Annotated in this window: 22 protein-coding genes and 1 tRNA gene; 1 reads left to right on the top strand and 22 read right to left on the bottom strand. The window is 64.8% G+C overall.

Annotation, left to right across the window (positions count from 1 at the left end; translation table 11 throughout):
* Positions 1-95: 95 nt before the first annotated feature.
* The 15 genes from ACLD02_RS08650 to rlmKL all read right to left on the bottom strand — a co-directional run bounded on the left by ACLD02_RS08650 (position 96) and on the right by rlmKL (position 16,158).
* Positions 96-1,445 carry a hypothetical protein gene (locus tag ACLD02_RS08650; protein WP_410298459.1) on the bottom strand — a complete coding sequence of 450 codons (1,350 nt, stop codon included), beginning with the start codon at positions 1,443-1,445 and terminating at the stop codon, positions 96-98.
* Positions 1,442-2,491, bottom strand: coding sequence for a pseudaminic acid synthase (pseI, locus tag ACLD02_RS08645; protein WP_410298458.1), 1,050 nt, complete (start codon positions 2,489-2,491; stop codon positions 1,442-1,444). Before pseI ends, ACLD02_RS08650 begins: the two co-directional genes overlap by 4 nt.
* Positions 2,472-3,137, bottom strand: coding sequence for a formyltransferase family protein (locus ACLD02_RS08640; protein WP_410298457.1), 666 nt, complete (start codon positions 3,135-3,137; stop codon positions 2,472-2,474). Before ACLD02_RS08640 ends, pseI begins: the two co-directional genes overlap by 20 nt.
* On the bottom strand, positions 3,134-4,246 hold the full coding sequence (gene pseG / locus ACLD02_RS08635; protein ID WP_410298456.1) for a UDP-2,4-diacetamido-2,4,6-trideoxy-beta-L-altropyranose hydrolase: 1,113 nt from the start codon (positions 4,244-4,246) through the stop codon (positions 3,134-3,136). The genes ACLD02_RS08640 and pseG overlap by 4 nt, the downstream gene beginning before the upstream one ends.
* A complete protein-coding gene (pseF, locus tag ACLD02_RS08630; protein ID WP_410298455.1) occupies positions 4,243-4,950 on the bottom strand; it encodes a pseudaminic acid cytidylyltransferase in 708 nt (235 codons plus the stop codon). Before pseF ends, pseG begins: the two co-directional genes overlap by 4 nt.
* Positions 4,947-6,095, bottom strand: coding sequence for a UDP-4-amino-4,6-dideoxy-N-acetyl-beta-L-altrosamine transaminase (pseC, locus tag ACLD02_RS08625; protein WP_203100831.1), 1,149 nt, complete (start codon positions 6,093-6,095; stop codon positions 4,947-4,949). The genes pseF and pseC overlap by 4 nt, the downstream gene beginning before the upstream one ends.
* Complete coding sequence (gene pseB, locus ACLD02_RS08620; RefSeq protein WP_203100822.1) at positions 6,096-7,094, bottom strand: UDP-N-acetylglucosamine 4,6-dehydratase (inverting); 999 nt, start codon at positions 7,092-7,094, stop codon at positions 6,096-6,098.
* A gap of 12 nt (positions 7,095-7,106) precedes the next feature.
* A complete protein-coding gene (locus ACLD02_RS08615) occupies positions 7,107-8,021 on the bottom strand; it encodes a hypothetical protein (RefSeq protein WP_410298454.1) in 915 nt (304 codons plus the stop codon).
* Positions 8,022-8,048: 27 nt separating this feature from the next.
* Complete coding sequence (locus ACLD02_RS08610) at positions 8,049-9,002, bottom strand: sulfotransferase domain-containing protein (protein WP_410298453.1); 954 nt, start codon at positions 9,000-9,002, stop codon at positions 8,049-8,051.
* On the bottom strand, positions 8,995-10,794 hold the full coding sequence (locus ACLD02_RS08605; protein ID WP_410298452.1) for an ABC transporter ATP-binding protein: 1,800 nt from the start codon (positions 10,792-10,794) through the stop codon (positions 8,995-8,997). Before ACLD02_RS08605 ends, ACLD02_RS08610 begins: the two co-directional genes overlap by 8 nt.
* Positions 10,795-10,814: 20 nt before the next feature.
* A complete protein-coding gene (gene cysC, locus ACLD02_RS08600) occupies positions 10,815-11,432 on the bottom strand; it encodes an adenylyl-sulfate kinase (protein ID WP_410298451.1) in 618 nt (205 codons plus the stop codon).
* 60 nt (positions 11,433-11,492) lie between these two features.
* Complete coding sequence (locus tag ACLD02_RS08595; RefSeq protein ID WP_410298450.1) at positions 11,493-13,265, bottom strand: SLC13 family permease; 1,773 nt, start codon at positions 13,263-13,265, stop codon at positions 11,493-11,495.
* A 99-nt stretch (positions 13,266-13,364) separates the two neighbouring features.
* The gene (locus tag ACLD02_RS08590) at positions 13,365-13,763 is read right to left on the bottom strand and encodes a DUF1330 domain-containing protein (protein WP_203100799.1); all 399 of its coding nucleotides are present in this window, start codon (positions 13,761-13,763) and stop codon (positions 13,365-13,367) included.
* A 12-nt stretch (positions 13,764-13,775) separates the two neighbouring features.
* The gene (locus tag ACLD02_RS08585) at positions 13,776-14,036 is read right to left on the bottom strand and encodes a glutaredoxin family protein (protein WP_410298449.1); all 261 of its coding nucleotides are present in this window, start codon (positions 14,034-14,036) and stop codon (positions 13,776-13,778) included.
* Positions 14,037-14,046: 10 nt separating this feature from the next.
* On the bottom strand, positions 14,047-16,158 hold the full coding sequence (gene rlmKL / locus ACLD02_RS08580; protein ID WP_410298448.1) for a bifunctional 23S rRNA (guanine(2069)-N(7))-methyltransferase RlmK/23S rRNA (guanine(2445)-N(2))-methyltransferase RlmL: 2,112 nt from the start codon (positions 16,156-16,158) through the stop codon (positions 14,047-14,049).
* Between the two features lie 180 nt (positions 16,159-16,338).
* Here rlmKL and rmf point away from each other — a divergent pair, with 180 nt between their 5' ends.
* Positions 16,339-16,542, top strand: coding sequence for a ribosome modulation factor (gene rmf, locus ACLD02_RS08575; RefSeq protein WP_194297037.1), 204 nt, complete (start codon positions 16,339-16,341; stop codon positions 16,540-16,542).
* A gap of 245 nt (positions 16,543-16,787) precedes the next feature.
* Here the strand turns inward: rmf and ACLD02_RS08570 are convergent, their stop codons facing one another.
* The 7 genes from ACLD02_RS08570 to ACLD02_RS08540 all read right to left on the bottom strand — a co-directional run bounded on the left by ACLD02_RS08570 (position 16,788) and on the right by ACLD02_RS08540 (position 25,175).
* The gene (locus ACLD02_RS08570) at positions 16,788-17,786 is read right to left on the bottom strand and encodes a quinone-dependent dihydroorotate dehydrogenase (RefSeq protein ID WP_410298447.1); all 999 of its coding nucleotides are present in this window, start codon (positions 17,784-17,786) and stop codon (positions 16,788-16,790) included.
* A gap of 146 nt (positions 17,787-17,932) precedes the next feature.
* Positions 17,933-20,563 carry an aminopeptidase N gene (gene pepN / locus ACLD02_RS08565; protein WP_203100786.1) on the bottom strand — a complete coding sequence of 877 codons (2,631 nt, stop codon included), beginning with the start codon at positions 20,561-20,563 and terminating at the stop codon, positions 17,933-17,935.
* The gene (locus ACLD02_RS08560) at positions 20,563-20,847 is read right to left on the bottom strand and encodes a YeaC family protein (RefSeq protein WP_203100784.1); all 285 of its coding nucleotides are present in this window, start codon (positions 20,845-20,847) and stop codon (positions 20,563-20,565) included. Before ACLD02_RS08560 ends, pepN begins: the two co-directional genes overlap by 1 nt.
* Before the next feature lie 207 nt (positions 20,848-21,054).
* Complete coding sequence (locus tag ACLD02_RS08555) at positions 21,055-21,945, bottom strand: NAD(+) kinase (RefSeq protein ID WP_203100782.1); 891 nt, start codon at positions 21,943-21,945, stop codon at positions 21,055-21,057.
* A 48-nt stretch (positions 21,946-21,993) separates the two neighbouring features.
* A complete protein-coding gene (locus ACLD02_RS08550; RefSeq protein WP_203100780.1) occupies positions 21,994-23,067 on the bottom strand; it encodes a cyclic nucleotide-binding domain-containing protein in 1,074 nt (357 codons plus the stop codon).
* A gap of 62 nt (positions 23,068-23,129) precedes the next feature.
* The gene (locus ACLD02_RS08545) at positions 23,130-24,491 is read right to left on the bottom strand and encodes a hypothetical protein (RefSeq protein ID WP_410298446.1); all 1,362 of its coding nucleotides are present in this window, start codon (positions 24,489-24,491) and stop codon (positions 23,130-23,132) included.
* Between the two features lie 607 nt (positions 24,492-25,098).
* Positions 25,099-25,175 (bottom strand) — tRNA-Asp (locus ACLD02_RS08540).
* Positions 25,176-25,192: the final 17 nt, after the last annotated feature.

The following is a 25,192-nucleotide window of genomic DNA, read 5'->3' as shown; positions in this document are numbered from 1 at the left end:
AAAACGGGCGGGATCGCCGGCAAGGCGCGAAGAGTAAGGAGTCATGGCGCTTGCCAAGATGCCGCGCCGGTCGGGGGGAGTCAACGAACCCGGTCTCAGGACCGGAGCGGGCCTTGGTAACCGAACAGGTCCGGGTAACGGTCCGCGTCCGGAATGGTCTGGAGAATATCGGCGGCCAACTCGCCCTCGCGCCCCTCCCATTCGGTGCCGAAGGTGTGGCTGTAATGGCGCACCGGGCTGTCGCCGTCCGCGCCGGGCCGTGACCGATTCTGGTCCAGCCAGGCGATCAGTTCATCCGGGGTTCGGGCCCGGTTAGCCACGCCGGCGGCCACGTAGCCGTAATAGTCGTCAGTATCGGTGGGCGTAATGGGATAATACAGAGGGCGCACGCCTGCCAGGGCGGCCTCCAGGTGGATACTCGAATCCCCGGCGATCAGAACACGCAGCCGGGAGAGAAAATCGCCTACCGGCTGTTCCGACGGATCGCTGAAATCGCCCCCCGTATCCGCCAGGATACGTTTGAAATCGGCCACCTGCTCCGCGGCCTGGCGCGGGTGCCAGCGCAGAATCACCGGCCGGCCACGCAGGCTTTCCAGCAGAGCCCGCACCCGGGTGGTGTCATCCAGGGTATTCACCGCGATGCCAATGCCCGGGCCCGAAGCCCGGGCGGGCAGCGCCTTCTTCTGGCCAGTAAGAAACACACAGGGACGCGGCGCGCTGAACGGACCCGGCGGGCGGTTGACCGCGCAGCGACGGTAAGTGTCCAGTGCGGCGGCGCCGTCAAGCAGGGCCACGTTGACCCTAAGCGCGGGAAACAGCGGGCTCACCGAAGCGTGCTGGCAGTACACCGTGGCGATACCCAACTGGTGAGCCACGGCCAGCAGACAGCGATTGTCCACGCTGTGATCGTTGGATGTGACCACCACCGCCGGCCGGTGCCGGCGCAGCAGCCGGTGAAAATGCACCAGCAGAATCGGGCACCGGCAGAGCAAATCGAAATACCAGGCCCGGGTGAGAGGGTGAGCTTCCCGGGTCTGACGCCACAGGACCGGCAGCCGGGTCGCCAACAACCACAGCCCGCCGAGCAGATCGGTGACGCTGAACGGGCGGAAGGGAAAGGCTTCGCCAGCGCTGCGATGCCCCAGGGCCACGACCTCCTCGCCGCGCCGCCGCAGTGCCGTCAGGGTGCCTTCCAGGGCGTGGGCCTGATTGGCGGAACCGGCATAGAACAGATAGCGTGCCCTGCCGGCGGGCCCGGCGCCGGGCCGGGTATCACGCACCATGAAACGCAGCGCCAGCAGCACCCGCCGCCAGGCCCCGACCTGACGCGGTGGAGTGCGGGTCAGGTGGGGCAGATTCTCCAATTGACGGCCGTGCAGGTAGGCCAGCCAGCACTCCGGTTCCTGGCGCAGCACGGCCCGCGCGGCGCGAAGAGCGGCTCTCAAGGCTCCACCGCGTCCCAATCCACCGGCGTGTTGGCGTCCACGTCCCGGCTCAGGGTTCGCCCGAGCAGCGCCTTGAGGTGCTTGGGCGCCAGGCCATAGCCCGGGCGCACACTGCGCACCGCGTCGGCGGTGAGGGTATCGCCCCGGCGCAGGGGCTTCACGAAATACAACGAGCGCCGAAACTGCGCGTTGCCCTGCTCGCTGGACTTGCGCCCATAGTCCACCTCGCCCAGGGCGCGCCAGGCGGTCTTGCTGTCCCGGCACAGGGCGGCCAGGTCGGCGGGTTCCAGGGAGAAACTGTCGTCCGGGCCACCGCCACTGCGGTCCAGGGTGAAGTGTTTTTCGATCAGGCTGGCGCCCAATACCACGCTGGCGATGGCCGTGGTGTTATCCAGGGTGTGATCGGACAGGCCGGTAACCAGGCCGAAACGCTCGCGCATATCCGCCAGGGTGCGCAGGTTGTAGTCCTCCGCCGGCGCCGGGTAACCGCTCACGCAGTGCAGCACCGCCAACTGGGTGCAGCCGGCGCCCCGGGCGGCATCAATGGCTTCCCGGATTTCCTCTTCGTCGGCCATGCCGGTGGAAATGATCATTGGCTTGCCGGTGGCCGCCACGTATTCGATCAGCGGCAGATCCACCGCTTCGAAAGATGCGATCTTGTAGGCCGGCGCGCCCAGGTCCTCAAGCAAGTCCACGGCGGTGGTGTCGAATGGTGAGCTGAACAGCGTAATGCCGCGTTCACGGGCATGCTCGAACAACGCATTGTGCCATTCCCAGGGCGTGTGAGCCCACTCGTAGAGCTCATACAATGTGCGCCCTTCCCAGAGACCGCCGGTGATTTGAAAATCTGGCTTGTCGCTGTCCAGAGTAATAGTGTCCGGTCGGTATGTCTGAATCTTGACGGCGTCGGCGCCGGCTTCCACGGCCTCGTCAATCAGGCGCAACGCCTTGTCAAGGTCACCGTTATGGTTCGCGGATAGCTCGGCGATGATGTAAGGGGCGAAATCCGGCCCGATTCGTCGTCCGTCAATGCTGATCGAGGTCATCGTCGTCCACCTTTTTTAGCTCCAGCGTGTAGGTATGCCCATGGAGTCGGAAAAATGCTGGGTAGCGCTCCGGATCGGCCACGCGGATGGCATCGAACTGCTCCGCCAGGGATCGATGCGGGTCGATCTCACTGTCTTGCGGCGTTCGCTTACGATAATACGTGGGTGGGATGTCCGAATCTTGCGGCCGGGGTCGCCGACCAGCGGCGACCATGGAAAGCCCCTCGTCCATTAAGGCCAGCTCCGCCTCGAACAGGCGCGCATTGATTTCATTATGAAGGGCGTGGGCAGGCACCGGGACTTGCCGTTGAGCCCATATCGCACCACTGTCCACGGCGGCCTCCGCATCCAGCAAGGTCACCATGAAATGATCCTCGCCGGCCAGTAACGCCCATATATGCGGGCTCCAGCCCCGTCCCCGGGGAAGGTCGCTGGCATGAAGCACCAGGGTATGACGATAGAGGGCCCGAAGCTCCGCGCCGATCAACTGCGAGCAGGACACCAGAAACAACACATCCCCACCCGGCAACTCGCTCTTGTCCCGGTAAAGAGCCACATCGTGATCTCTCCCACGGCGGGCCACCCAGCGCTCCAGCCAGGCATTCACAGGGTGGTCCGCGCTACTGCACAGCAAACTCACCTTCATGATCCGGTTCCTTGCATTGCACGAATGACACGTTCGGCGCCCAACCCGTCCGTGACCCCCGCGGCCGACTCCGACATAGCCCGCAGCGTATCCTCGTCCGTCAGAGCCGGCCAGCGCGCGGGCAGCGTCTTGAGCTGATCCGGTGCCCCGAGATCGATGGCCGCCCCCAGCCTATCCAGAGCTTTCGCTATGGATAACTGATTGTCGGCGAGCACCACCATCAGAGTGGGCAGACCTAGACAGCAGCGCTCCCAGGAGGTACTGCCGGCGGCTCCAATAGCCAGGTCGGCAGCGGCCATTCTGCGCCCCATGTCACTAATATTCACTACCACCTCGGTGGGCCGGCTCAGTGACTCCGCGAGGCCAATAACTTCTTGCAACCAGGGAGCTGCGGCACCCATCACCACCGTGATACGACAATCTGCGGGAAGGTCACAACGCGACAAGGCGTCTAGAGCTCGGCCGGTAGCGTTATTCTGATCGACGCCACCCAGGGAAATCAGGATGTGGTTGAGAGAGACAACACCCCGGCGCCGGGCGAGGCTGGCCTCACGTGCAAGAGCGAATTCCGGGCGCAGCAACGCATGTCGCGGCCCCAGCAAAAAATGGCAAGACGGCGATACCAGGGCGGCGTAACAGGCCGATGTCCGGCCGAGATTCTGATCAAGCAACAAATCCGCCCTGTGACTACGATCCGCCAGGTCATCCACCACAAGAACGCGCATCGAGGGCCATTCCCCCTGCACTCTTTCTTCCCAGCGATGATCCAACGCATAGTGGTCCACCACCAACCAGTCCGGACGCAGTTCTTTGACCAATGCACCCACGGTGGCTGCATCATCTTCCCAGTGGCCGCCGAGCCAATCGGCATGGGCAAGCCCGGATTCATTACCGCGCCCTGGCGTCACCACTTCATGAACCTCGAAATCGTGGTCGCGAAGCGCGGCGATCATATCGCCATCCCGTGGCCGGCACGCGAACACACATCGCGTGCCCCGCTCTCGCATGGCGCTTGCCAGAGTCAAACACCTCATCACATGCCCGCTACCGATCATCAGGCCCGCGTCAGCGCGGAACAGCACGCATCGTGAGGCCGCCAGGGAATTCATGATGAGCGACCGAGTTGTTCGTCACGCATGGCTTTGAACAGCCACTCGGCACGCTCCCAGTCCTCCGGGGTGTCAATGTCCTGGACCCGGTAGCGGGGCAGTTCAATGGGCGCCGCCGCCTCGCTGAACAGCGGACGCTGCTCACGCCAGGCAAGAGCTCGCCCCCAATAGAACTGGCCGGCGTCGTGCCAGGCCTCTTCCAGGTCCTGGGAGCGGGTGGAGAAGTGCTCCGGCTGAAACATGCCTATCCGGCCTTGCGGGGTGACGCGCAAGGCGCGCTGAATCGGAAAGGCATAGCGGGTGACGGAGAAGGCATAGTCCACGTCGCCCCGATCGAGACGGTCGCGCCCGGCGCGCAAGTCCTCGGGGCGCACGAATGGGGCGGTGGCGTAAAGGCAGCAGGCGGTTTCCACGGTCTCGCCGTGATCGGTCAGCCATTCCAGGGCGTGGGCAATCACCGGCAAGGTGCCGGTGTGGTCGTCGGCGAGTTCCGGCGGACGCATGAACGGGGTTTCGGCGCCCCACTCCCGGGCCACCTTGGCGATGCCTTCATCGTCGGTGGAGACGATCACCCGCTGGAAGCAGCCGCTTTCCAGGGCGGCGCGAATCGACCAGGCGATCATCGGCCGGCCCTGGAAGGGTTTGATGTTCTTGCCGGGGATGCGCTTGCTACCGCCCCGGGCCGGGATGATCGCCACGCTCATGCCGACAACGCCTCCTTGAGCGCCGCCACTACCCGGCCCTGGTCCGCTTCTTCAAGGGTCGGAAAGAGCGGCAGGCTGATGGCCTCGGAGTAATAAAGCTCCGCTTCCGGGAAGTCGCCGGCGCTGAAACCCAGGGCCCGGTAATAGGGTTGGGTGTGCACCGGTATATAGTGCACATTGACGCCGATGCCAGCAGCGCGCAGGGACTCGAAGACGGCGCGGCGACGCCCGGCTTGAACCCGGATCACGTAAAGGTGCCGGGCGGAAACAGCGTCCGGGTGCTGCCAGGGGCGCTCCAGGGGCAATGCCTTGAGCAACTCGTCATAGCGTTGCGCAAGCGTCTCGCGACGGGCCACGTACTCATCCAAGCGGGCAAGTTGCGACAGCCCCAGAGCGGCCTGTATCTCGGTGAGGCGGTAGTTGAACCCCAACTCCACTTGCTGGTAATACCAGGGGCCATCCGGCTCGCCGACCATGGCTTGCGGGTCGCGGGTGATCCCGTGTTCGCGCAACCGGGTCATACGGTCGGCCAGCGCCGCGTCGGTGGTGAGCGCCATACCACCCTCGGCGCTGGTGACGATTTTCACCGGGTGGAAACTGAACACGGTGATGTCGCTGTAGCGACCGTTACCGATGTAGTCGCCCTTGTAGCGACCGCCCACCGCGTGGGAGGCATCCTCGATGACCCGGAACCCGTACCGCTCCGCGAGCTTGGCGATGCCGGCCATATCGCAGGACTGGCCGCACAGGTGCACCGGCACCACCACCTTGGGCAGGCGGTTGTCCCGTTCGGCCTGCTCCAGCTTGCGCGCCAGCGCCGCCACGGAGAGGTTATAGGTACGTGGATCAATGTCGACGAAGTCCACTTCGGCGCCGCAGTAGCGTGCGCAATTGGCGGACGCCACGAAAGTGATCGGGCTGGTCCAGAGACGGTCGCCCTCCCCCAGACCCAGGGCCAGGCAGGCCAGATGCAAGGCGGAAGTGCCGCTGTTCACGGCCACTGCGCGAGCGGCGCCCACTTTGTCGGCCACGGCCTGCTCAAAGCGCGGTACCACCGGCCCCTGGGTAAGGAAGTCGGACTCCAGCACCTCGCGCACGGCGTCAAGGTCTGCCTGGCGAATATCCTGGCGGCCGTAGGGAATCATTCAGATGCTCCCGATTTTTTCCCGATTGGTGTCGATCCAGGCACGCAGTTCATCGTCGCTCATCCATTCGCGGTTATTGTCGCTGGAATAGACAAAGCCTTCCGGCACCTTCTTACCCTGCTTGATGCGGTTGGCATCCTTGTCCCAGTTATTGATAGCCGGCAGGATCTTGAAATGCTCCGGGTATTCATAGGTGTAATAGGCATCCTCGGCACCAATCATCTGCTCATGCAGTTTCTCTCCGGGGCGGATGCCGACCACTTCCTGGCGGGCCTCGGGCGCCACCACACGAGCCAGATCGGTGACCTTCATCGAGGGAATCTTCTTAACATAGATCTCTCCACCTTCCATGTCCTCGAAAGCGTGCCAGACCAGCTCCACGCCCTGCTCCAGGGAAATCATGAAGCGCGTCATGCGCTCATCCGTGATCGGCAGGGTGCCCTGATCCCGGATCGACATGAAGAACGGGATCACCGAGCCCCGGGAGCCCATCACGTTGCCGTAGCGTACTACCGCGAAACGGGTCTCGTGCCCACCGGCATAAGAGTTCCCCGCCACGAACAGCTTATCGGAGGTGAGCTTGGTGGCGCCGTACAGATTGATCGGACTGCTGGCCTTGTCGGTGGACAGCGCCACCACCCGCTTGACGCCCTTGTCGATACAAGCGTCGATCAGGTTCATGGCACCCATGACATTGGTCTTGACACACTCGAAGGGGTTGTACTCGGCGGTCGGCACGATCTTGGTGGCCGCGGCGTGCACCACATAATCGACACCGTCCAGTGCCCGATACAGGCGATCCCTGTCCCGCACGTCACCGATGAAGAACCGGACCCGGTCGTCGCCCTGGAATTTCTTGGCCATCTCCCACTGTTTCATCTCGTCGCGGGACAGGATGATCACCCGACGTGGGTTATAGCGCTCCAGCAGCATGGGCACGAAGGTGTGACCGAACGAGCCGGTGCCGCCGGTAACCAGTACGGATGCATTATCGAACATAGCCGTTGTCCTTCATTTGTAATTCATGACCGCCACGCAGCGGCTCGCACCGTGGTCCTGGGGGAAGCCCCGGTGGAACCCGGCCTGGTCGGAAATTATCAAGGAACCACGCCGCCCAAGCACGGGAATCACCCGATCCAGGGGTACCACCGGGGTTTCGGTGGCGTTGGGCAAATCCTCTGCCAGCTTGCGGTTGAGCCGGCGATAGGTATCGGGGCGATGGGAGCCCGCCACGTAGGTATAGGGTCCATCACCCAGGCCGGTGACATCACTCAGATAAATGAATGCTTTTACTTGCCGGGCGTAGGCATCAACATGGAACCCCCGGGTGCGACGGATATTCCGGTTCAGGTAAATGTTGAGATTGCGTGGCTGGTGGGCGGAGCCGGCTCCCGACAGCACTTCGATCAAGGCGGGCGATTCCAATCGCGGACGTAGCACTTCACCCAGTTCAGGGAACAGGCGATCGGCGTTGAACACATCCACCATGCCCAGATCATGCCCCTGGCGAACCTGCACTACAGGTTTGGGGTAAGCGGCCAGATTCGAATAGCCGGCCACCCGGACACCACCATTCTGAATCAGATATTCCTCGTTCTCCTGATGGTCCCCGCCAGCGGCGGAGAAGTCGTCCCGCAGGCGGGCCAGGCGTCCAACGACATCGTCCAAACCGTCCAGTTCAGTCGGGTCAATGAAATCCGGCACGACCACGATACCCTGTTCGCGCAGCCGTTCGTGTACGGGCCGCGCCGGGTCCAGGGAAGGCAACGAGACCGTTTCCACCCTGCGGGCCAACTCAGCCGGATCGCAGCCGCGCAGATAATCGAGATTACGGTCATTGAGCACCAGAAGATCATCGCTGACGAGCGCCGGCCTTGAGGCAGAGCGACGGATTTCGACGGACAAGCCGCCCAGCGAAAACCTCATTGCCATCTCCCGCCGACATGGATGGGATCAATCACGCCAATACCCCCATTCAGACAGATCCGTATCAGTCAGCCGGCCAAGTTCCCGGTTGGTGTCGTGGAAATGGGCCTGGACACGCAAGCGCTGGTCGTCGCTCATGCGAATTTCCTTATGGCCGAGCCGGAAGCGATTAAGCCATGCCAGGTGGCGTGACAATCCCAAACCACGCTTCCAACCCAACGCCTTCTTGACTGACACCAAAACGTCCAGAAACCCATAGCGCCTGGACTTCTTGATGCCCTCTCCTGTACGGCGGCTGTTGGCGCGCCGCAGCGGAAACTCCGAGGCCTCGCGCCGTATGTCGAGGAAGTCCAATACCTTATTTACATAGAGGTCGGGCCGGGCTTCGAATTCCTCATAGAACAATGCCAGAGTGTCATCCCGACCGAACTCCCGACGCAACGCCGACAGCACCCGATCGTAACACAGCCCTTCATCATAGCCGCCAACCGGATTGGTGAGGCGCTGGATAAAGCCATCGTAGGCATTGCCAAAGCCGTGGCGGAAACTTTGACAGAAAATGGAGTGGGCGAACTCGTCCTGGCGACGGAAGGTGACCATCACCTTGACCCGGTCGGCCCCCAACCCGGTGGCGAAGGCGCGCAGGCGAGCGGTCATGGTGGCGATGTCGAGAGCCGGCGCCCGCTCATCAATGCTGACCAGCGCCGAGGTAACGCCCTTGCGGGAGACGAAAATCCGCTTATGTTCACGAAAATAATCGGCGAGAGGTTCGCTTTGCTCGCACTGATCCCGCGTCACCCCAACAAAGAACGCTTCGTTCAGTCGCTGCTCCGCCGGCTTCTGCTCAAACAAGTCTGACTGGTTGCGGGTGCCTGCATAAAATAAACCGGGCTCCTCTAAAAGGCGAAACACCTGCTGCTGTAACGCCGTGGTACCGGTTTTGGGGTAACCGATGTGAAGATAAAGAACTTTCTCAGACATGCTCTGCCATCTTTCGGAAAATATCGTTGCGGACCACCAATTCATCGTAGGTGCCTGCATCCGCCACCCGCCCCTCTTCCATCAGGTAAACCCGGTCACAGGCTTTCACCGTGGAAAGACGGTGCGCGATCATGACGATGGTCTTCTTACCCGAAAAATCATGAATGGCGTCCATGATCAGTTTCTCGGTGATTCCGTCCAGGGCGCTGGTGGCCTCATCGAGAATAAGCACATCCGCATCGTGATACAGGGCCCGGGCGATGCCGATACGCTGGCGCTGGCCGCCGGACAATTGAACGCCTCGCTCGCCGACCCGCGTCGCCAGCCCTTCCGGCAGATCGTCCAGAAGATCGTCCAGATGCGCCATTGAAGCGGCGCGCCGAACCTTGGCCTCGTCGATCAGGGGCTCAGGCAGACCGAAGGCAATGTTCTCCCGAATGCTGCCGTCGGATAGGAAAATCGACTGCGGCACGAAGCCGACACTGTTCTGCCACCGGCGCAGGTTATCGGCCGTCAGGCGCTGGCCATCGACGCGCACCTCGCCCTGCTCCGGCTCAATCAGGCCGAGAAGAATATCGATAGCGGTGGACTTGCCGGAACCGCTCGCTCCAACCAAGCCGATGGTGCGATTGGCCGGAATCACCAGGTTCAATTCACGCAGAGCTGCCTCACTCTTACCGGGATAACGGAACACCACCTCGGCTAGCTCGATACGGTCGGTCGGTACCAGGTGCCCCTCGGACTCAGGATCCCGGACACCCGCCTCATCCTGATCACGGCTGGCTTCCAGATCCGGCCTGATCGCCTCGAACGCCGCCAGATGGCCACGAATGGTGGCCATGCTGGTATAGGCCTGCTGAAAGGCCGGCAGCATTTTAAACCCGGCCAGCGCGTAAACCGACAGGGCCGGCAGAATAGCGCCAAGATCCCCGTCGTGGGCAGCGAGCATATACAGAATCAAAAAGATCACCGAGGCAAAAGCTACCAACTCCATAGCGTAACGAGGTACCTGACTCATCGCCTGCGTGGTACCGAAGCCCTGGGCAAAACGTTCACTGGCGATACCGAACCGCTCCGTGAAAAGCTTCTGACGACCCAGCAAAAGGGTATCCTTGATGCCCCCGAAGCCTTCGCCAAGAAGCTTAAAGCGCATACGCTGAGCATGGGATACCCGTTTCCCGTTACGAGTCAAACCCTTGCGCACGACCCGATAGAGTATTAAATAAGCCAAGGTAAAAAGAGCAACGCCCGACAAAGCCACGGCGGGGTTATAAATGAAAAGGGCGATTGCCATGAATATCGCCATCACCAACTTGGCGTTCATGCGCATCAGCGGCACGATGATATTGTTGGTTGTACGCTGGCTTTCTTGAATCACAAGGTTTGTAAGCTCGCTGCTGCTGGACGCCGCATGAAACAGCCAAGGCTGACTCATGTAATGACGATACAGGCGATTACTCAACTCAGCGCCAACCCGCACGCCGTATAGGGATAACCTCCAAATAGTAAACATGGAGATGAAAGCCGCCACGGCCAAGACGACGATAACGGCGATTCCCAAAACGAAAAGAAACACCCGGGGATCCAGACCCGTGGCCCGATAAAGATCCGCCACGAACCCGCTACCTTGCATTCGTGACGGGTCACCCACCAAGGCCATGAACGGGCCAATCGACACCACGCCGGCGACCTCCGCAAAGGACATCAGCACTACCAGAACCTGCAAGCGCAGGAGCTTAGCCCGCTGCCGGGGAGACAGAAGCGTGTACAGTTCCTTGAGTTGCCTAAGCATGGTGGCTCGCTCCTGGGAGATTACACCCCAATCGCGGCGATCAGCTGCTTCACGCAGGCTTCGATGTCGTTGTCGGCGGTGTTGATCACCACTTCCGGCTTGGCCGGGGCTTCGTAGGGGCTGTCGATGCCGGTGAATTCCTTGATCTCGCCGGCGCGGGCTTTCTTGTAGAGGCCCTTGGGGTCGCGCTCCTCGCACTTTTCCAGGGGGGCGTCGACGAATACTTCGACGAATTCACCGTCCTCGAAGAGGGCACGGGCGGCGTCGCGGTCGGCGCGGAAGGGGCTGATGAAGGCGGTGACCACCACCAGGCCGGCGTCGACCATGAGTTTGGCGACTTCGGAGACGCGGCGGATGTTTTCGGTACGGTCTTCGTCGCTCATGCCCAGGTTCTTGTTGAGGCCGTGGCGAACGTTGTCACCGTCGAGCAGGTAGGTGTGCTTGCCTTGCTGGGTGAGGGCCACTTCCAGGGCGTTGGCGAGGGTGGATTTGCCGGAGCCGGACAGGCCGGTGAGCCAGATGCATTTGGGGGTCTGACCCTTGGCGTTGGCGCGGTCGGCTTTGCCGACGCTGCTCTGGTGCCAGACGACCTGGGCTTTGCTGTCGTGTTCGCGGTTCTGGTAGGGGCTGTCCGACATGGTTGTCTCCTTGTGTGTTCGATTTCGTTCCCGGGCGGGGATTCTACATGAATGGGCGCCTCAAAACGCCCACACCAGGGGGATCAGGGTGGTACTGACCGCCGCCGCCAGGATCGACATGGGCACGCCGATCTTGAGGTAGTCGGTGAAGCGGTAGCCGCCGGGGCCCATGACCATGAGGTTGGTCTGGTAGCCGAGCGGGGTCATGAAGCTGGCGCTGGCGGCGAACATGACGGCGACGATGTAGGGCAGCGGGCTGACGCCGAGCTGGGCGGCGACGCCGTTGGCGATGGGGAACACCAGGACGGCGGCGGCGTTGTTGGTGATTACTTCGGTGAACAGGGCGGTGATCAGGTAGATGGCGAGCAGGGCCAGCCAGGGGTTGTCGAGGCCCTGCCCGATCAGGGCGTCGACGATCCAGCCGGCGGTGCCGCTTTCTTCCAGGGCGGTACCGAGGGCGAAGGCGGCGCCGATGACCACCAGCACGGGCAGGTTGACGCTGACGTTCATGCGCGCGCGGTTGACGGTGACGCAGCGGGTGACGAGCAGCAGGCCGGCGGCGATGAAGGCGGCTTCCAGCACCGACAGCAGACCGAGCACGTTGACGCCGACCATGCCCACCAGGATGGCGGTGGCCAGCGGCGCCTTGCTGAAGTCCGGCGGGGTGGAGTCGCTGAGCGGGCTGACCAGCATGAAGTCGCGGCGGTAGCGGTATTGCTCGACGAAGGCGTTGCCGGTTTCCAGCAGCAGGGTGTCACCGACGCGCAGGATCTGCTCGCCGACCTTGCCGGGCAGGCGACGGCCGGCGCGGCTGATGCTGAGGATGGCGGCCTGGTAGCGGGTGCGGAAGCCGGCTTGTTTGACGGTCTGGTTGAGGCCGGGGAATTCCGGGCCGATCACCACTTCCACCAGGCAGCGCTGGTGGTTGTTGAGGCGCAGCTTGTGGGCGCCGCCGTGGGCGGGGACCAGACCGTTGATGCGTTGCAGTTCACGGGCGCAGTCCGGGGCGCCGATAAAGGCGAGCTGGTCGCCGGCCTGGAGCAGCATGTCCGGGCCAACGGCGGTGAACAGCTTGTCGCCGCGCTGGATTTCGGTGAGGTAGCCGTGGGTCAGGTTGCGCAGGCCGGCGTCCTGGATGGTCTTGTTGTGCAGGGGGCTGCCCTCCGGGAGGACCACCTCCACGTGGTATTCCCGGGCGCGCTCAACCTGCTCGACCATGCCCTGACGGTGGGGCAGCAGGCGACGGCCGAACAGCAGCAGGAACAGGCTGCCGACGATCAGCAGGGGCACGCCGACCCAGGCCAGATCGAAGATGTGGAAGCCGTCCAGGCCGCGTTCCTGCATCATGCCGTCGACCACCAGGTTGGTGCTGGTGCCGATCAGGGTGCAGGTGCCGCCGAGGATGGCGGCGTAACTGAGCGGCAGCAGCAGCTGCGAGGCGGAGAGCCGCAGGCGCTGGGCCCATTCCTGCACCGCCGGGATCATCATCGCCACCACGGTGGTGTTGTTGAGGAAGGCGCTGAGCAGGGAGGTGGGCGCGATCAGGCGGAGCTGGCTGCCGAGGGCGCTTTTCGGCTGGCCGAGGAGCTTATGGGCGACCCAGAAGATGGCGCCGGTGTCACGCAGGGCGGCGGCCACCACGTAGAGCACGGCGACGGTCATCAGGCCCGGGTTGGCGAAGCCGGCCAGGGCTTGCTCCGGGGTGATCACGTCGCCCACCAGCACCAGCACCAGGGCGGCCATCATGGTGACCTCGGCGGGCACCCGGTTGCTGGCCAGGGCCGCCAGCACGGCGAGCACCACCAGCGTGGTATAGATCATTTCCGGTGTCATCGGGCGGCCAAGGCTCCAGCGGTCTGGTGGTCCAGCATTGGCCGGATGGTAGCGGTTTTTTTATAACCTGCAAGCAGTGGTTGGTTCTTTACTTATAGCCTATTTCTCTTGGTTGCAGATCAGGCGGGCTTCGGCGAGGGCAGCGGTGCGGTGTTTGGTGGCTTCCTTGTACTCCGGGTCGGCGAGCATTTTCGCGAACGCCTGGATCGAGGGGTAGCGCACCAGCAGGACTTCGTCCCAGTGCTCCTCTTCCGGGGCGATGACGCCGGCCAGGGTGTCGCCGGACCAGACCAGCTCGCCGCCCACGCCCTGGACTTTCTGGAACGCCACCTTGGAGTAGCGGCGGTAGGCTTCACGGCCGTCGTAATCGGCGTCGCCGTCCTTGTAGCGGGCCACGTCGCGGAAGCGCAACAGGTTGAGCATGACGATGGGGGTGTCGGCGGGAATGCTCTTGAGGATGTCCGGCAGGCGTTTCGGGTCCGGGTCGACGATGGGCATGGGGCTCTCCTTTCAGGCTTTGTGGGGGCTGCCGGATTCGGACAACATGGCGTTCACCTCGAGCAGCCCGAAGGGCCAGACCAGTTCCCTGAGAGGCCCGCGCCGGAGCACCGGTATCCAGGTCTGGTATTCCTCCATGAGGCTATCATCCTCGGCGATGTCCACCTCGTGAATGAGGGTATCAGGGTTGACGGTCAGCACCAGCTCGCGTGCTTTTTCGCACAGATGGCATCCCTTGGTGGTGTAGAGCGTCACTTCCGGTGTCTTAGTCATCTCCGGTGTCTTAGTCATCGGCATGTCGAATCGCGTAACAGTGGTGAATGGCGCCGTTGCGACGAAAGTCCTCCGGCAGGCTCCAGCCGGTGAGGTCCTCCACGGCGTACCAGCGGCGCAGGCTCTCCTCCAGTTCGAAGCGGCGGTAGTTGCAGGAGAAATACAGCACGCCGCCCGGTTCCAGCCGTTTCATGATGCGGCGGATCAGATCGCCGTGGTGCTCCTGGACGACGAAATCGTCGCGCCCCTTATTATTGGAAAAAGTGGGCGGATCGCAAAATACCAGGTCGAACTGTTCCTTGCAGTCGTCCAGCCAGGCCTGGGCGTCGGCGCGTACCAGCGGGTGGCGGTCGGTGGCGAAGCCGTTGAGCGCCAGGTTGCAGCCGGCCCAGTCCAGGTAGCGCCGCGAGGTATCCACGGTGACCGCGCGGCGGGCGCCGCCGGCCAGGGCCTGGACGGTGGCGGCGCCGGTGTAGGCGAACAGGTTGAGAAAGCGCTTGCCGGCGGCCTCCTCGGCGATACGCAGGCGCATGGGCCGGTGGTCCAGGAACAAGCCGGTGTCCAGGTAGTCATCCAGGTTGACCAGCAGGTGGGCGCGGCCTTCGCGGACCACCTGGTAGCGGTTCTGATTGTTGAGCTTGCGGTACTGGTCGCGGCCCTTCTGGCGCTCGCGGGTGCGCAGGTGCACCTGCTCGCGGTGCACGCCGAGGGCGGCGCGGGTGGCGGTGACCGCCCACTGGCGGCGCTGGCGGGCTTTTTCCGGGTCCACGGTGGAGGGGGCCTTGAATTCCTGCACCAGCACCTGGTCGCCGTAGATGTCCACGGCCACGTTGAATTCCGGCAGGTCCCGGTCGTAGAGGCGGTAGGCCTGAATGTCTTCCCGGTCGAGCCAGCGGCGCAGGTGCTTGCCGTTCTTACGCAGCCGGTTGAACAGCGGCACCGCCGGCTCCGGCAGCTCGAAACTGGGCGCCTCGCCGACCCGCAGCGGCTCCCGGGGGGCCGGCGGGCGTGGCCGGCTGACGCGGATGAAGTTGGTGAGGGCGCCGTTGCGCACCTTCCATTGTGCTTCCAGATCCATGCCGGCGCGGTCCAGGGCGGTGACGTCGGCACCCAGCAGCACCGCCCGCCAGGCCGGGGCTTTCTCGCCGAGCAGGCGGCCCAGGCCGGCGTACAGCCAGGCGGCCTGCTCCTGCTCGTCGAGGCGCTCGCCCCAGGGCGGGTTGGTGACTACCAGGCCCTCGGCGGCCAGGTCCCGGTCACGCAGGTTGCCCAGCTCGCGGCGCTCGAAGTGGATGGCGCCGGCCATGCCGGCCCGCTCGGCGTTGTGCTGGGCGTACTTGAGGGCGTCGTTGTCGGCGTCGAAGCCTTTCAGGGCGGGCAGCGCCGCCGGGCTTTCCAGGCTGGCGGCGGCTTCGGCCAGGGCCTCCTGGGCCAGGGTCTGGCGGCAGCCGCGCCAGGCCTGGAAGCCGTAGTCCTTGCGCAGGGCGCCGGGGGCGATGCCGGCGGCCATCCAGGCGGCCTCGATGGCCACCGTGCCGCTGCCGCAGAAGGGGTCCACCAGCAGGCCAGGACGGTCGTCACGGTGCCAGCCGCCGGCGCGCAGCAGGGCCGCGGCCAGATTCTCGCGCAGCGGCGCGCGGCCGCCGGCCAGGCGGTAGCCGCGCCGGTGCAGGGGCGTGCCGGCCAGGTCCAGCCACAGCCAGGCGGCGTCCGGGTCGAGCCGGGCGCGCAGGCAGCAGGCACCGGCTTCCCGGCGTGCCACGGTGATGTCGGTGGGCAGGCCGCGCAACAGGCGCTTGGTGCTTACCCGGCTGTCGCCGCGCACGCCCTTGCCATGATCCAGGCTCAGATGCAGGGCTCCGCCCGGGGGAACCAGGGCGTGCCAGTCCACCGCCTCGGCGAGCTTTTCCGGAGCGTCTTCCGGGGGCACCGCCAGTTCCGCCACCGGCAGCAGCACCCGCTCGGCGAGCCGCGACCACAGGCAGGCGCGCAGGCCGTCCTGCTGGCGGCCCTCGATGGCCACATGGGCGTTACCGCGATCCGTTACCGACATGCCCAATTCGGTGAGCTCGTCGGCGAGCAGCGGCGCCAGGCCGGGCAGGCAGGTGATGATGAATTGCATGGGCTTCGCCTTGTAAGTACCTGATGGGACTGAATTTCAGGCCATTTCATCAAAATGACCGTTATGCGTCATCCGTTTAACACCCTCCCCTATTATGGCGACTTGTTATTCGACACCCGGGGAGGGCTTTTCCATACTCGACTACGAGGCTTTCGAAAACGACAAGTGAGGACAATGTCTATGAAGCGACAAAAACGCAGTCGTGATGATCGTGCCTACAGCCGGGGCTACCAGGCCGGATACCGAGGAAAGTCCCGCGATTTCTGCCCCTTCGGCGCCCTCCAGGCCCGCAGTAACTGGATGCAGGGCTGGCGTGAAGGGCGCACCAACCAAGTTCAAGGCATGATCGGCGTTGCCGGCATTCACAACCTGAAGGACCTCTGAAAGCTTCAAGCCAGATCAAACAATTTCGATACGTTTTTCCGTTCAGCGCCGGCGCTTCGCGCGTCGACCCCACAGGGCCCCTCCAGGGCCCTTTTTAATTGGGCGGCCAGCCCACCCTGCCCTGGTAATGCACTGTAGGAGCGGCTTTAGCCGCGATTGGGCGGTGCCATTGATCCAACGCTTTATCGCGACTGAAGCGGAGTGCCGCCCAGTCGCCCCTACGGGGCGCTCCTATGGCGCCGGGGTTACCAGGCCTTGACGATGTCGCGGACCAGACCGGGGCCCTGGTAGATCAGGCCGGAATAGACCTGCACCAGGTCGGCGCCCAGGCGCCGCTTCTCGACGGCGTCGGCGCCACTCTGGATGCCACCCACGCCGATGATCGGCAGGCGGCCATCCAGGGCGCGGCGCATGGTGGCCAGGGCCCGGTCGGCGATGGGTTTGAGCGGGGCGCCGCTCAGGCCGCCCTGCTCGCCGCCGTGCTGGAGCCGTTCCACGCCGGGGCGCTCCAGGGTGGTGTTGCCGACGCACACGCCGTCGATGCCGTGGCGTATGAAGGCTTCCGCCATGGCGCCCAGTTCCTGCTCGTTGTTGTCCGGGGCGATCTTGATCACCAGGGGCACGCGCTTGCCGTTTTGCTGGTCGAGCCGGGTTTGCGCCTCGCGCAGGGTGCCGAGCAGCGCGTCCAGGGCGTCGCCGTGTTGCAGGCTGCGCAGCCCCGGGGTGTTCGGCGAGGACACATTGACCACCAGATAGCTGGCCAGGGCGTGGACCTTCTCCTGGCAGATCAGGTAGTCGTCCACGGCGTTTTCCACCGGGGTGTCCTTGTTCTTGCCGATGTTGATGCCCAGCACGCCCTGGTAGCGGCTGGCGCGGACATTGGCCACCAGGGCGTCGACGCCGTGGTTGTTGAAGCCCATGCGGTTGATGATGGCGCGGGCCTCGGGCAGGCGGAACAGGCGCGGCTTGGGGTTGCCGGGCTGGGCGCGCGGGGTGACGGTGCCCACCTCCAGGAAACCAAAGCCCAGGGTGGCCAGGCCGTCGATGCAGTCGCCGTTCTTATCCAGGCCGGCGGCCAGGCCCACCGGGTTGGGCAGGTCCAGGCCCATCACCGAGGCCGGCCGGTCCGGCACGGTGCCGGGCAGCAGCTTGCCGGCGCCCCGGCGCAGCAGGTCCAGAGTCAGGTCATGGGCCTGTTCGGCGGACAGGGAAAACAACAGCGGACGGGCAAGGCGGTACAGCACGGGGCGGCTCCAGAGCGATCGGCGCGGGGAGTATACGCCAGCGGCGCGGCGGGGGCACGGGGACGGGGGCGCCTGGGCGTGATGTTCGGCGGCGAATCGCGACTGAAGTCGCTCCTACGGGGGGGAGGAGCGACTTCAGGCGGCGCTCAGGCGCCGAGGATGCGGTCGAGCACCTCGGCGAGGTTGGCGGAGGCGCCGGGGCGGATGCCACGCAGGGCGTCGCCGAGCTTGCCGGCCAGGTCCGGCTCCAGGCGCTTGAGCCGGGCGCCGCCGTTGGCGAGCCGGGCGGCGATCTGCGGGTTGATGCCATCGAGTTTCTTGAGCGCCCGGGCGAACAGGGCGTAGCCGCTGCCGTCCGGGGCATGGAAGGCGGACGGGTTGCCGTTGACCAGGGTGCCGATCACCGCGCGCACCCGGTTGGGCAGGGTCCACTCGAAGGCCGGGTGGTCGAGCAGCGCCTCGGCCCGGGCCACGGTGTCCGGGCCGGGCACGGTGGCCTGGATGGCGAACCACTGGTCCATGACCAGCGGTTCATCGGCCCATTGCTCGGCGAAGCGGGCCAGGCGGCCCTGGTCGTCCAGGCCGTTGTGCACCAGGTCGCGCAGGGCGCCCTGGGCGTTGGTCATGCAGGTCGGCTGGTCGAAGTCGCGGCCCAGGTATTCGCCCACCCTGGTCGCGTCGAGGGCGCCCTGCCCGGCGGCGGCGGCCAGGTAGGCGAGGGCCAGCCGGCGCAGACGGCGGCGGCCCATGGCATCGCCGCCGCTCTGGTAGCGGGGCTCGTCGAACTGCTCGGCCAGGCGCCACCAGTGGTCGGCCAGGGCCTCGCCGAGAGCGGCGCGCAGGCCGCTCACCGCCTGATGGACCCGTTGCGGGCGCAGCGGCGCGTGGCGGTCGCCGACCGCGTTTTCGGCGGGCAGGCCGAGCAGCAGCGCGGCCTGGGCCGGGTCCTCGGCGGCGCGGGCGATGACCCGCTCCAGCACCGGGGCGAGCCGGGGCAACTGGTCGGCGGCGCTTTCGCCATCGTCGATGATGCGCGCCAGGGCGGCGAAGTAGAGGCGCTGAGCGGCGTCCCAGCGGCAGAAGCCGTCGCTGTCGTGGGCCAGCAGCGTGACGAGCTGCTCCTCGCTGAAGTCGTAGCGCAGCGACACCGGCGCGGAGAAGCCGCGCAGCAGGGACGGCGTGGGCTGTTCCGGCAGCCGGAAGCGGAACACCTGGCGGGGCTCGCGCAGGATCGCCACGGTTTCGGTGCCGCCCTGGTCGTCCAGGGGCAGCGGCCGGCCCTGGCCGTCCAGGAGGGCCAGTTTGATCGGGATCATCAGCGGCTGCTTGTCCGGTTCGCCGGGGGTGGCCGGGGTGTGCTGCTCAATGGTGAGCTGGTATTCGCCATCCCGGTAGTCGTCGGTGACCGTGAGCACCGGGGTGCCGGCCTGGCTGTACCAGCGTTTGAACTGGGTCAGGTCGAGCCCGGACACTTCTTCCATGCAGGCCACGAAGTCGTCGCAGGTAACCGCCTGGCCGTCGAAGCGCTCGAAGTAGAGGTCGGTGGCGCGGCGGAAGTCCTTGGCGCCGAGCAACTGATGCTGCATGCGCACGATCTCGGCGCCCTTCTCGTAGACGGTCAAGGTGTAGAAGTTGTCGATCTTCTGGTAGGCCGCCGGGCGCACCGGGTGGGCCATGGGGCCCTGGTCCTCGGGGAACTGATGGTTGACCAGGAAATCCACGTTTTCCACCCGCACCACGGCGCGGGAGTTCATGTCCGAGGAGAACTCCTGGTCGCGGAACACGGTGAAGCCTTCCTTAAGGCTGAGCTGGAACCAATCGCGGCAGGTGACCCGGTTGCCGCTCCAGTTGTGGAAGTACTCGTGGGCGACCACGGATTCCACCCGCTCGAAGGCGGCGTCGGTGGTGGTGTCGGGGTGGGCCAGCACGCAGGAGGTGTTGAAGATGTTGAGGCCCTTGTTCTCCATGGCGCCCATGTTGAAGTGGCTGACCGCCACGATCTGGAAGATGTCCAGGTCGTATTCGCGGCCGAACACCTGTTCGTCCCAGGCCATGGCGCGCTTGAGTGAATCCATGGCGTGGTCGAGCTTGTCCAGGTCGCGGTGCTCGGCGTACAGGCGCAGGGCCACTTCACGGCCGGAGGCGGTGGTGAAGGTGTCCGACAGGCAGGCCAGGTCCCCGGCCACCAGGGCAAACAGGTAGCAGGGTTTGGGGAACGGGTCTTCCCAGGTGGCGAAGTGGCGGTCGCCCTCTTCCTCGCCGGCGTCCACCGGGTTGCCGTTGGAGAGCAGCAGCGGGTAGGCGCTCTTGTCGGCGTGGATGGTGGTGGTGAAGCGGCTGAGCACGTCCGGGCGATCCGGGAAAAAGGTGATGCGGCGGAAGCCTTCCGCCTCGCATTGCGTGCAGTACATGCCGTTGGAGCGGTACAGGCCCTCCAGGGCGGTGTTCTTTTCCGGCTCGATGCGCACCACGGAGGTCAGGGTGAAGGCGTCCGGGGCGCCGGGGATCACCAGCTTCGGGCCGTCCAGGCGGTAGTCGTCGCCGGGCTTGAGTTCACGGTCGTCCAGGGTCAGGGCGCGCAGGTCCAGGTTCTCGCCGTCGAGCACCAGATCCGCCGGCTGGTCGTCGCGGGCCGGGTTGCGGCGCAGGGTCAAACGGGCGGTGACCAGCGCGTGGCCATCGCGCAGGTCCACGTCCAGGCTGGTGTCGGGCACCAGCCAGGCCGGCGGCTGGTAGTCCGCCAGGCGGGTGACCGGGTTGGGTTGTCCGTCTCTCATCAGTGTTCTCCCTTTCCGCCGGCGGGGCGCAGGGACACCGGCTGCTCGGATTCCCCGCCGCCCGCCTGGCTCTTGCAGTGGCTGGGCACGTAGCCGGTGCGCTCCTCCTCGGGCAGGTTGCGGGCTTCCCAGGCGATCACCGCCTGCAGACACAGCTCGCGCTGCTCATCGCTCACCTTGCGGCCGTCGGGCCAGCGACCGGTTTCCACGGCAGTGCGCATGTTGTGCCAGACCTCCAGGGTCATGGAGTCGATCATCTGGTCAAAAGAGGGAGCGGAAGACATCGCGGGTACCTGTCGAAAACTGTGCGTTATGGAATGGGGGGTAAGGATACAGGATTCAAGATACAGGATGCAGGCGCGAGACAGGCCTTGCCGGTGGAAGCGCCGTTGCAAGTTGCAACCAACGGCCGCGGCGGCGGCCGGCATCGCGACTGAAGTCGCTCCTACGACTTTGATCCGGTGTAGGAGCGACTTCAGTCGCGATCGGGTTCAATTACCGTCGCCGGGACGGGTGCTCCAGCCCAGCTTGGAACGACAGGCCTGGTAGAAGTCGTGGCCGGGCGGGTGGATCAACCGCAGGCGGTGGGGCTTCTTGCGGATGGCGATGACGTCGTCGACCTTGAGGCGGGTACCGGCAGTGCCGTCGCAACTGACCAGGGGGTTCACCTTTTCGGTGGTGATCTGGATCTTGATTTCGCTGTCGCCATCCACCACCAGCGGGCGGCTGGTGAGAGTGTGCGGGTTGAGCGGCACCAGCACCATGGCGTCGAGGCGCGGGTGCATGATGGGGCCGCCACCGGACAAAGCGTAGGCGGTGGAGCCGGTGGGGGTGGACACGATCAGGCCGTCGGAGCGCTGGGCATAAACGAAATGGCCGTCGATGGTCAGCTCGAAATCGATCATGTGGACGCTGTCACCGGAGAGCAGCACCACGTCGTTGAGGGCGCTGCCCTCCCCCACCACGCTCTTGCCCCGGCGCACTTCCATGTCGAGCAGGAAGCGTCGTTCGGTGGCGTAGTCCCCGTCCAGCACCTGGCCAACACGGGATTCGATTTCCGAGGGCAGGATGTCGGTGAGGAAGCCCAGGTGGCCACGGTTGATGCCCAGCACCGGGATGTCATAGCGGGCCAGGGTGCGGGCGGCGCCCAGCAGGCTGCCGTCGCCACCGACCACGATGACCAGGTCGCAGGCCTCGCCCATCTGCGCGGTGGTGGCGGCCTGCAGGCCCATTTCGGCGAGGCTGTCGGCGATCGCCTTGTCGAGAATCACGGTGCAGTCGCGACCGTGCAGGAAATGAATCAGTTGGCGCATGGAGTACAGCGCCTGTTCGCTTTCCGAGCGGGCGATCAAACCGATGATGCGAAATTTTTCCTGGGACACGTTGCGGGGCCCGTTGCCAGCGCCGGCCCCGGCACGGCGCGGGAACGGCTATTCGGTAAGGTGTTCGTGCAGGGTATCAGCATTGCCATTAAGGCCGCCATCCAGCACGTATACGTCCAGACCGGCGTTTTTTAACAAAAATGCCGCCGTGGCGCTACGCCGACCGGTATCGCAATAGGCCACATAGGGCCGCCCCGGGTCCAGCAGGCGGGATTTCAGGCGCAGGGCACTGAGCGGCATGTTGGCGGCGGCTTCCAGGTGCTGCTGGTCGAATTCATCGGCGGTGCGCACGTCCAGCCAGCGTCCGCCGGCCTCGATGCGGGCGCGGGCCTGCTCGGCGTCGATGGCGTGCACCACCGGCTCGCGCAGCAGGGCATCGAAGTCCTGGCGGTCCAGACGCATCAGCACGCCGTCGGTGGCCATGGTAACGGTGGCGTTGCGCGGTTTGCCGGACAGCAGCGCCTCCTCGCCGAACCACTGCCCTTCCTCGAGCATGGCCACCGGGGTGGCCTCGCTCTGCCCGCCCAGGGTGATGGCCACCTCGCAAACGCCTTCCTTGATGATGTAGCAACAGTCGGCCTGCTCGCCCTGGCGGACGATGGCCTCGCCTTCCTTGCAGCGGCGGGCGTGCAGGCGGCGGAAGATTTCCAGGATGTTGGAGGGCGGCACCCGGTGGAACAGGTTGGACTTGAGCAGCCGGATCATCCACTCGCGGTCATGCTGGTACGCGGCGTTGGCGTTGATGTCGAGGATCACGTAGCCGGCGGACTGGTCCCAGGACAGGATGGTGTCCAGACGGAAGCTGTCGAAACGCACCACGCTCACCTCGGTGAGGGCACGGCAGTCGTCGCGGCGCGGCTGGAAGTGGCCGAGCGGGTGCCAGGAGGCGCCATCGCCGGCGCTCACCAGGGTACGTTCGCCGCGCTCGCTGAACAGCTCCACCTGGCCGCTGAGCAGATAGATGGTGGTGTTGTCCCGGTCGCCCTGCCGGAACAGGATGTCGCCGGCTTCGTAGCGGCGTACCTCCTGCTGGTCGAGCAGCCAGTCGAGCTGGTCGCCGGACAGGGCATTGACCGGCACGAACGTCTGCAGAAGGCGTTTATCGATGGATTCCCGAGCCATTACAGCGACTCCCCTATACGTCGGATTCTTATTGGCCTGCAAAAAACTTACCAACCTCTCGCTCACCGGAACTTCAACACATTGTCGATGGAAGAATCCGAACGGCAATGGGGGCAGCGGTTGGAGTTGCAATCGGACACGCCGGGCTTGAACTGGTTGGGCACGTCCACCCGGATCACGCGCTTGCCGCAGGGCGCCTGGTCGGGCCCCACCGGTACCCGGCAAACCGGGTTCTCGTAGTGTTCCAGCCAGGCCCGGTAGTGATCCTCGGTGACCAGGCATTTGCGGGCGGCGAACGCCTGCGGGTTGTCCATGTAGTCGGAAATCTGCCCGGCGGGCACCGACACATGGCCGGCGCCGGGGTGGAAGGCAATGAAGCTGAGGCCCAGGTCCTCCAGCTTTTCCAGCATCTTGCGGGCGCCGGAGTGGGCCTCATCGAGTTGGTCGCGCTTGAAGGTGGTCAGTTGCTCGCGCAGCTGGCTGATCACCTCGTCGCGGGTGAGCACGTCCATTTCCCGAGTGTGGATCTCGTCGGCCAGGCGCGCCCGCTCCTCTTCCAGGCGCTGCTCCAGGGTAAGCCGGTACTGCTCGGCCAGGCGCTCCACCTCGCTGCCCTGCTCCGCGTCGCGGCCGGCCTGTTCCTTGAGGGCCCGGTCGAGGGCCTCCACCTGGGCCTTGAGCGAGCCGTTCTGCTCGCGCAGGGCGGCGTTCTGGGACTTGAGGGTCTTGAACTGCATCAGCACCTTTTCCAACTGAGCGCTGAGGATCTCCTCCTTCTGCTGCTGGGCGTAGCGGAGCTGGGCCAATTCCTCCTTCTGACCACTTTCCAGGGTGTGGATGCGCAGCCGCAATTCCTTGATGGTGCGCGCCAGGCGCACCCGTTCGGCGTCCTCGCGCGGGTCCGCGCGGCTCCCCTTGACCGTGGGCGCCGGCTCGTCGGAGAGGGTCGGCACGGCGCGCGGCGGCGGCAGGTCATCGTCCACCTCCAGGCCCATCTTGGCGCCACGCTGGCGCACCAGATCGCGGGCGGCCACGAAATCATTGGCGCCGGGCTTCATGGAGGGGTCCCAGAGCTGATCCTGATGCCAGGCCACCGGACACTGGCTGCGGCAGGCCAGACGGATCGGGCCGGCGCCCATGTCCGGCCCCGGGCCGCCGTGCTCGGCCAGATGGCGCAGGGGCACGTTCCAGGTATGGTCGGCCATGCCGTCGTCGTCGAATTCAATCAGGAACAGCACCATGGCCTTGATCTTGAGCTGGCCGTTGACCAGACAGTAGGCACCCCGCACTTCCCGGCGCGCGAATTCCGGCACCCCGACCATACCGTCCAGAATCGCCTCGAAATCGGCGTGGAGCATGCTCTTGAAGATGCCTTTGCGGTCGTAGAACAGAATCGCTTCGGAGGTTACGGACGAACCCGCCATGACGCCTTCCCTAATCGTTGTTATCGGTGCCAACCGGTGACAAGCGGTGTCACTCCCTGCCGCTGCCGGTCAGTCGCCGCGGCACGCTGCCCCCGCCGCCGGCCCCCGGATTGGACGCAGAATAGGCAGTGTCGTAATGCTGGCACAAGGAAGCCGGTCACCAATTTCGCACGCGATGCGCGCGGACGTGGCGATGGGAAATCAGGTCGGAGGGTGAATCAGGGGAGAGGTGGTTGAGAGGTGAAGCGGGTGGCGACGGAGGCCGGAGCTACAGCTCCACACCATCGTCGCACAGGTCGTCATCGAGCTCATCGTAGCTTTCCAGCCACAGTTTCTGTTCCAGTTGTTCTTCCAGATATTCGTCCATGGTTTACTCCTTTCTTACTTGTTTTCTCTGCTTTGCTATTGGTCTTTGGAGAATAGCCGCCCTTATGTGACGGCTTGATGAACGACCGTTCCCGTGGTCGTTCGGATTCTTGGAGGGAGAAATCGGCCGGGAGTTCCCCGGGCGTGATCGGCGCCACAAACAAAAAGGGCACCGGCGGTGAGCCGATGCCCTGAACTTCAACCTTACAATGTCTATCAAGGAGGAAGAATCATGAAGAAGTGGCGGAGCGGACGGGACTCGAACCCGCGACCCCCGGCGTGACAGGCCGGTATTCTAACCAACTGAACTACCGCTCCGACTCTCCCTTTGGGCT

The sequence above is a fragment of the Alloalcanivorax sp. C16-2 genome (assembly GCF_046507615.1).
GTDB lineage: Bacteria > Pseudomonadota > Gammaproteobacteria > Pseudomonadales > Alcanivoracaceae > Alloalcanivorax > Alloalcanivorax marinus_A.
This window is presented reverse-complemented; position numbering and strand designations above follow the sequence as displayed.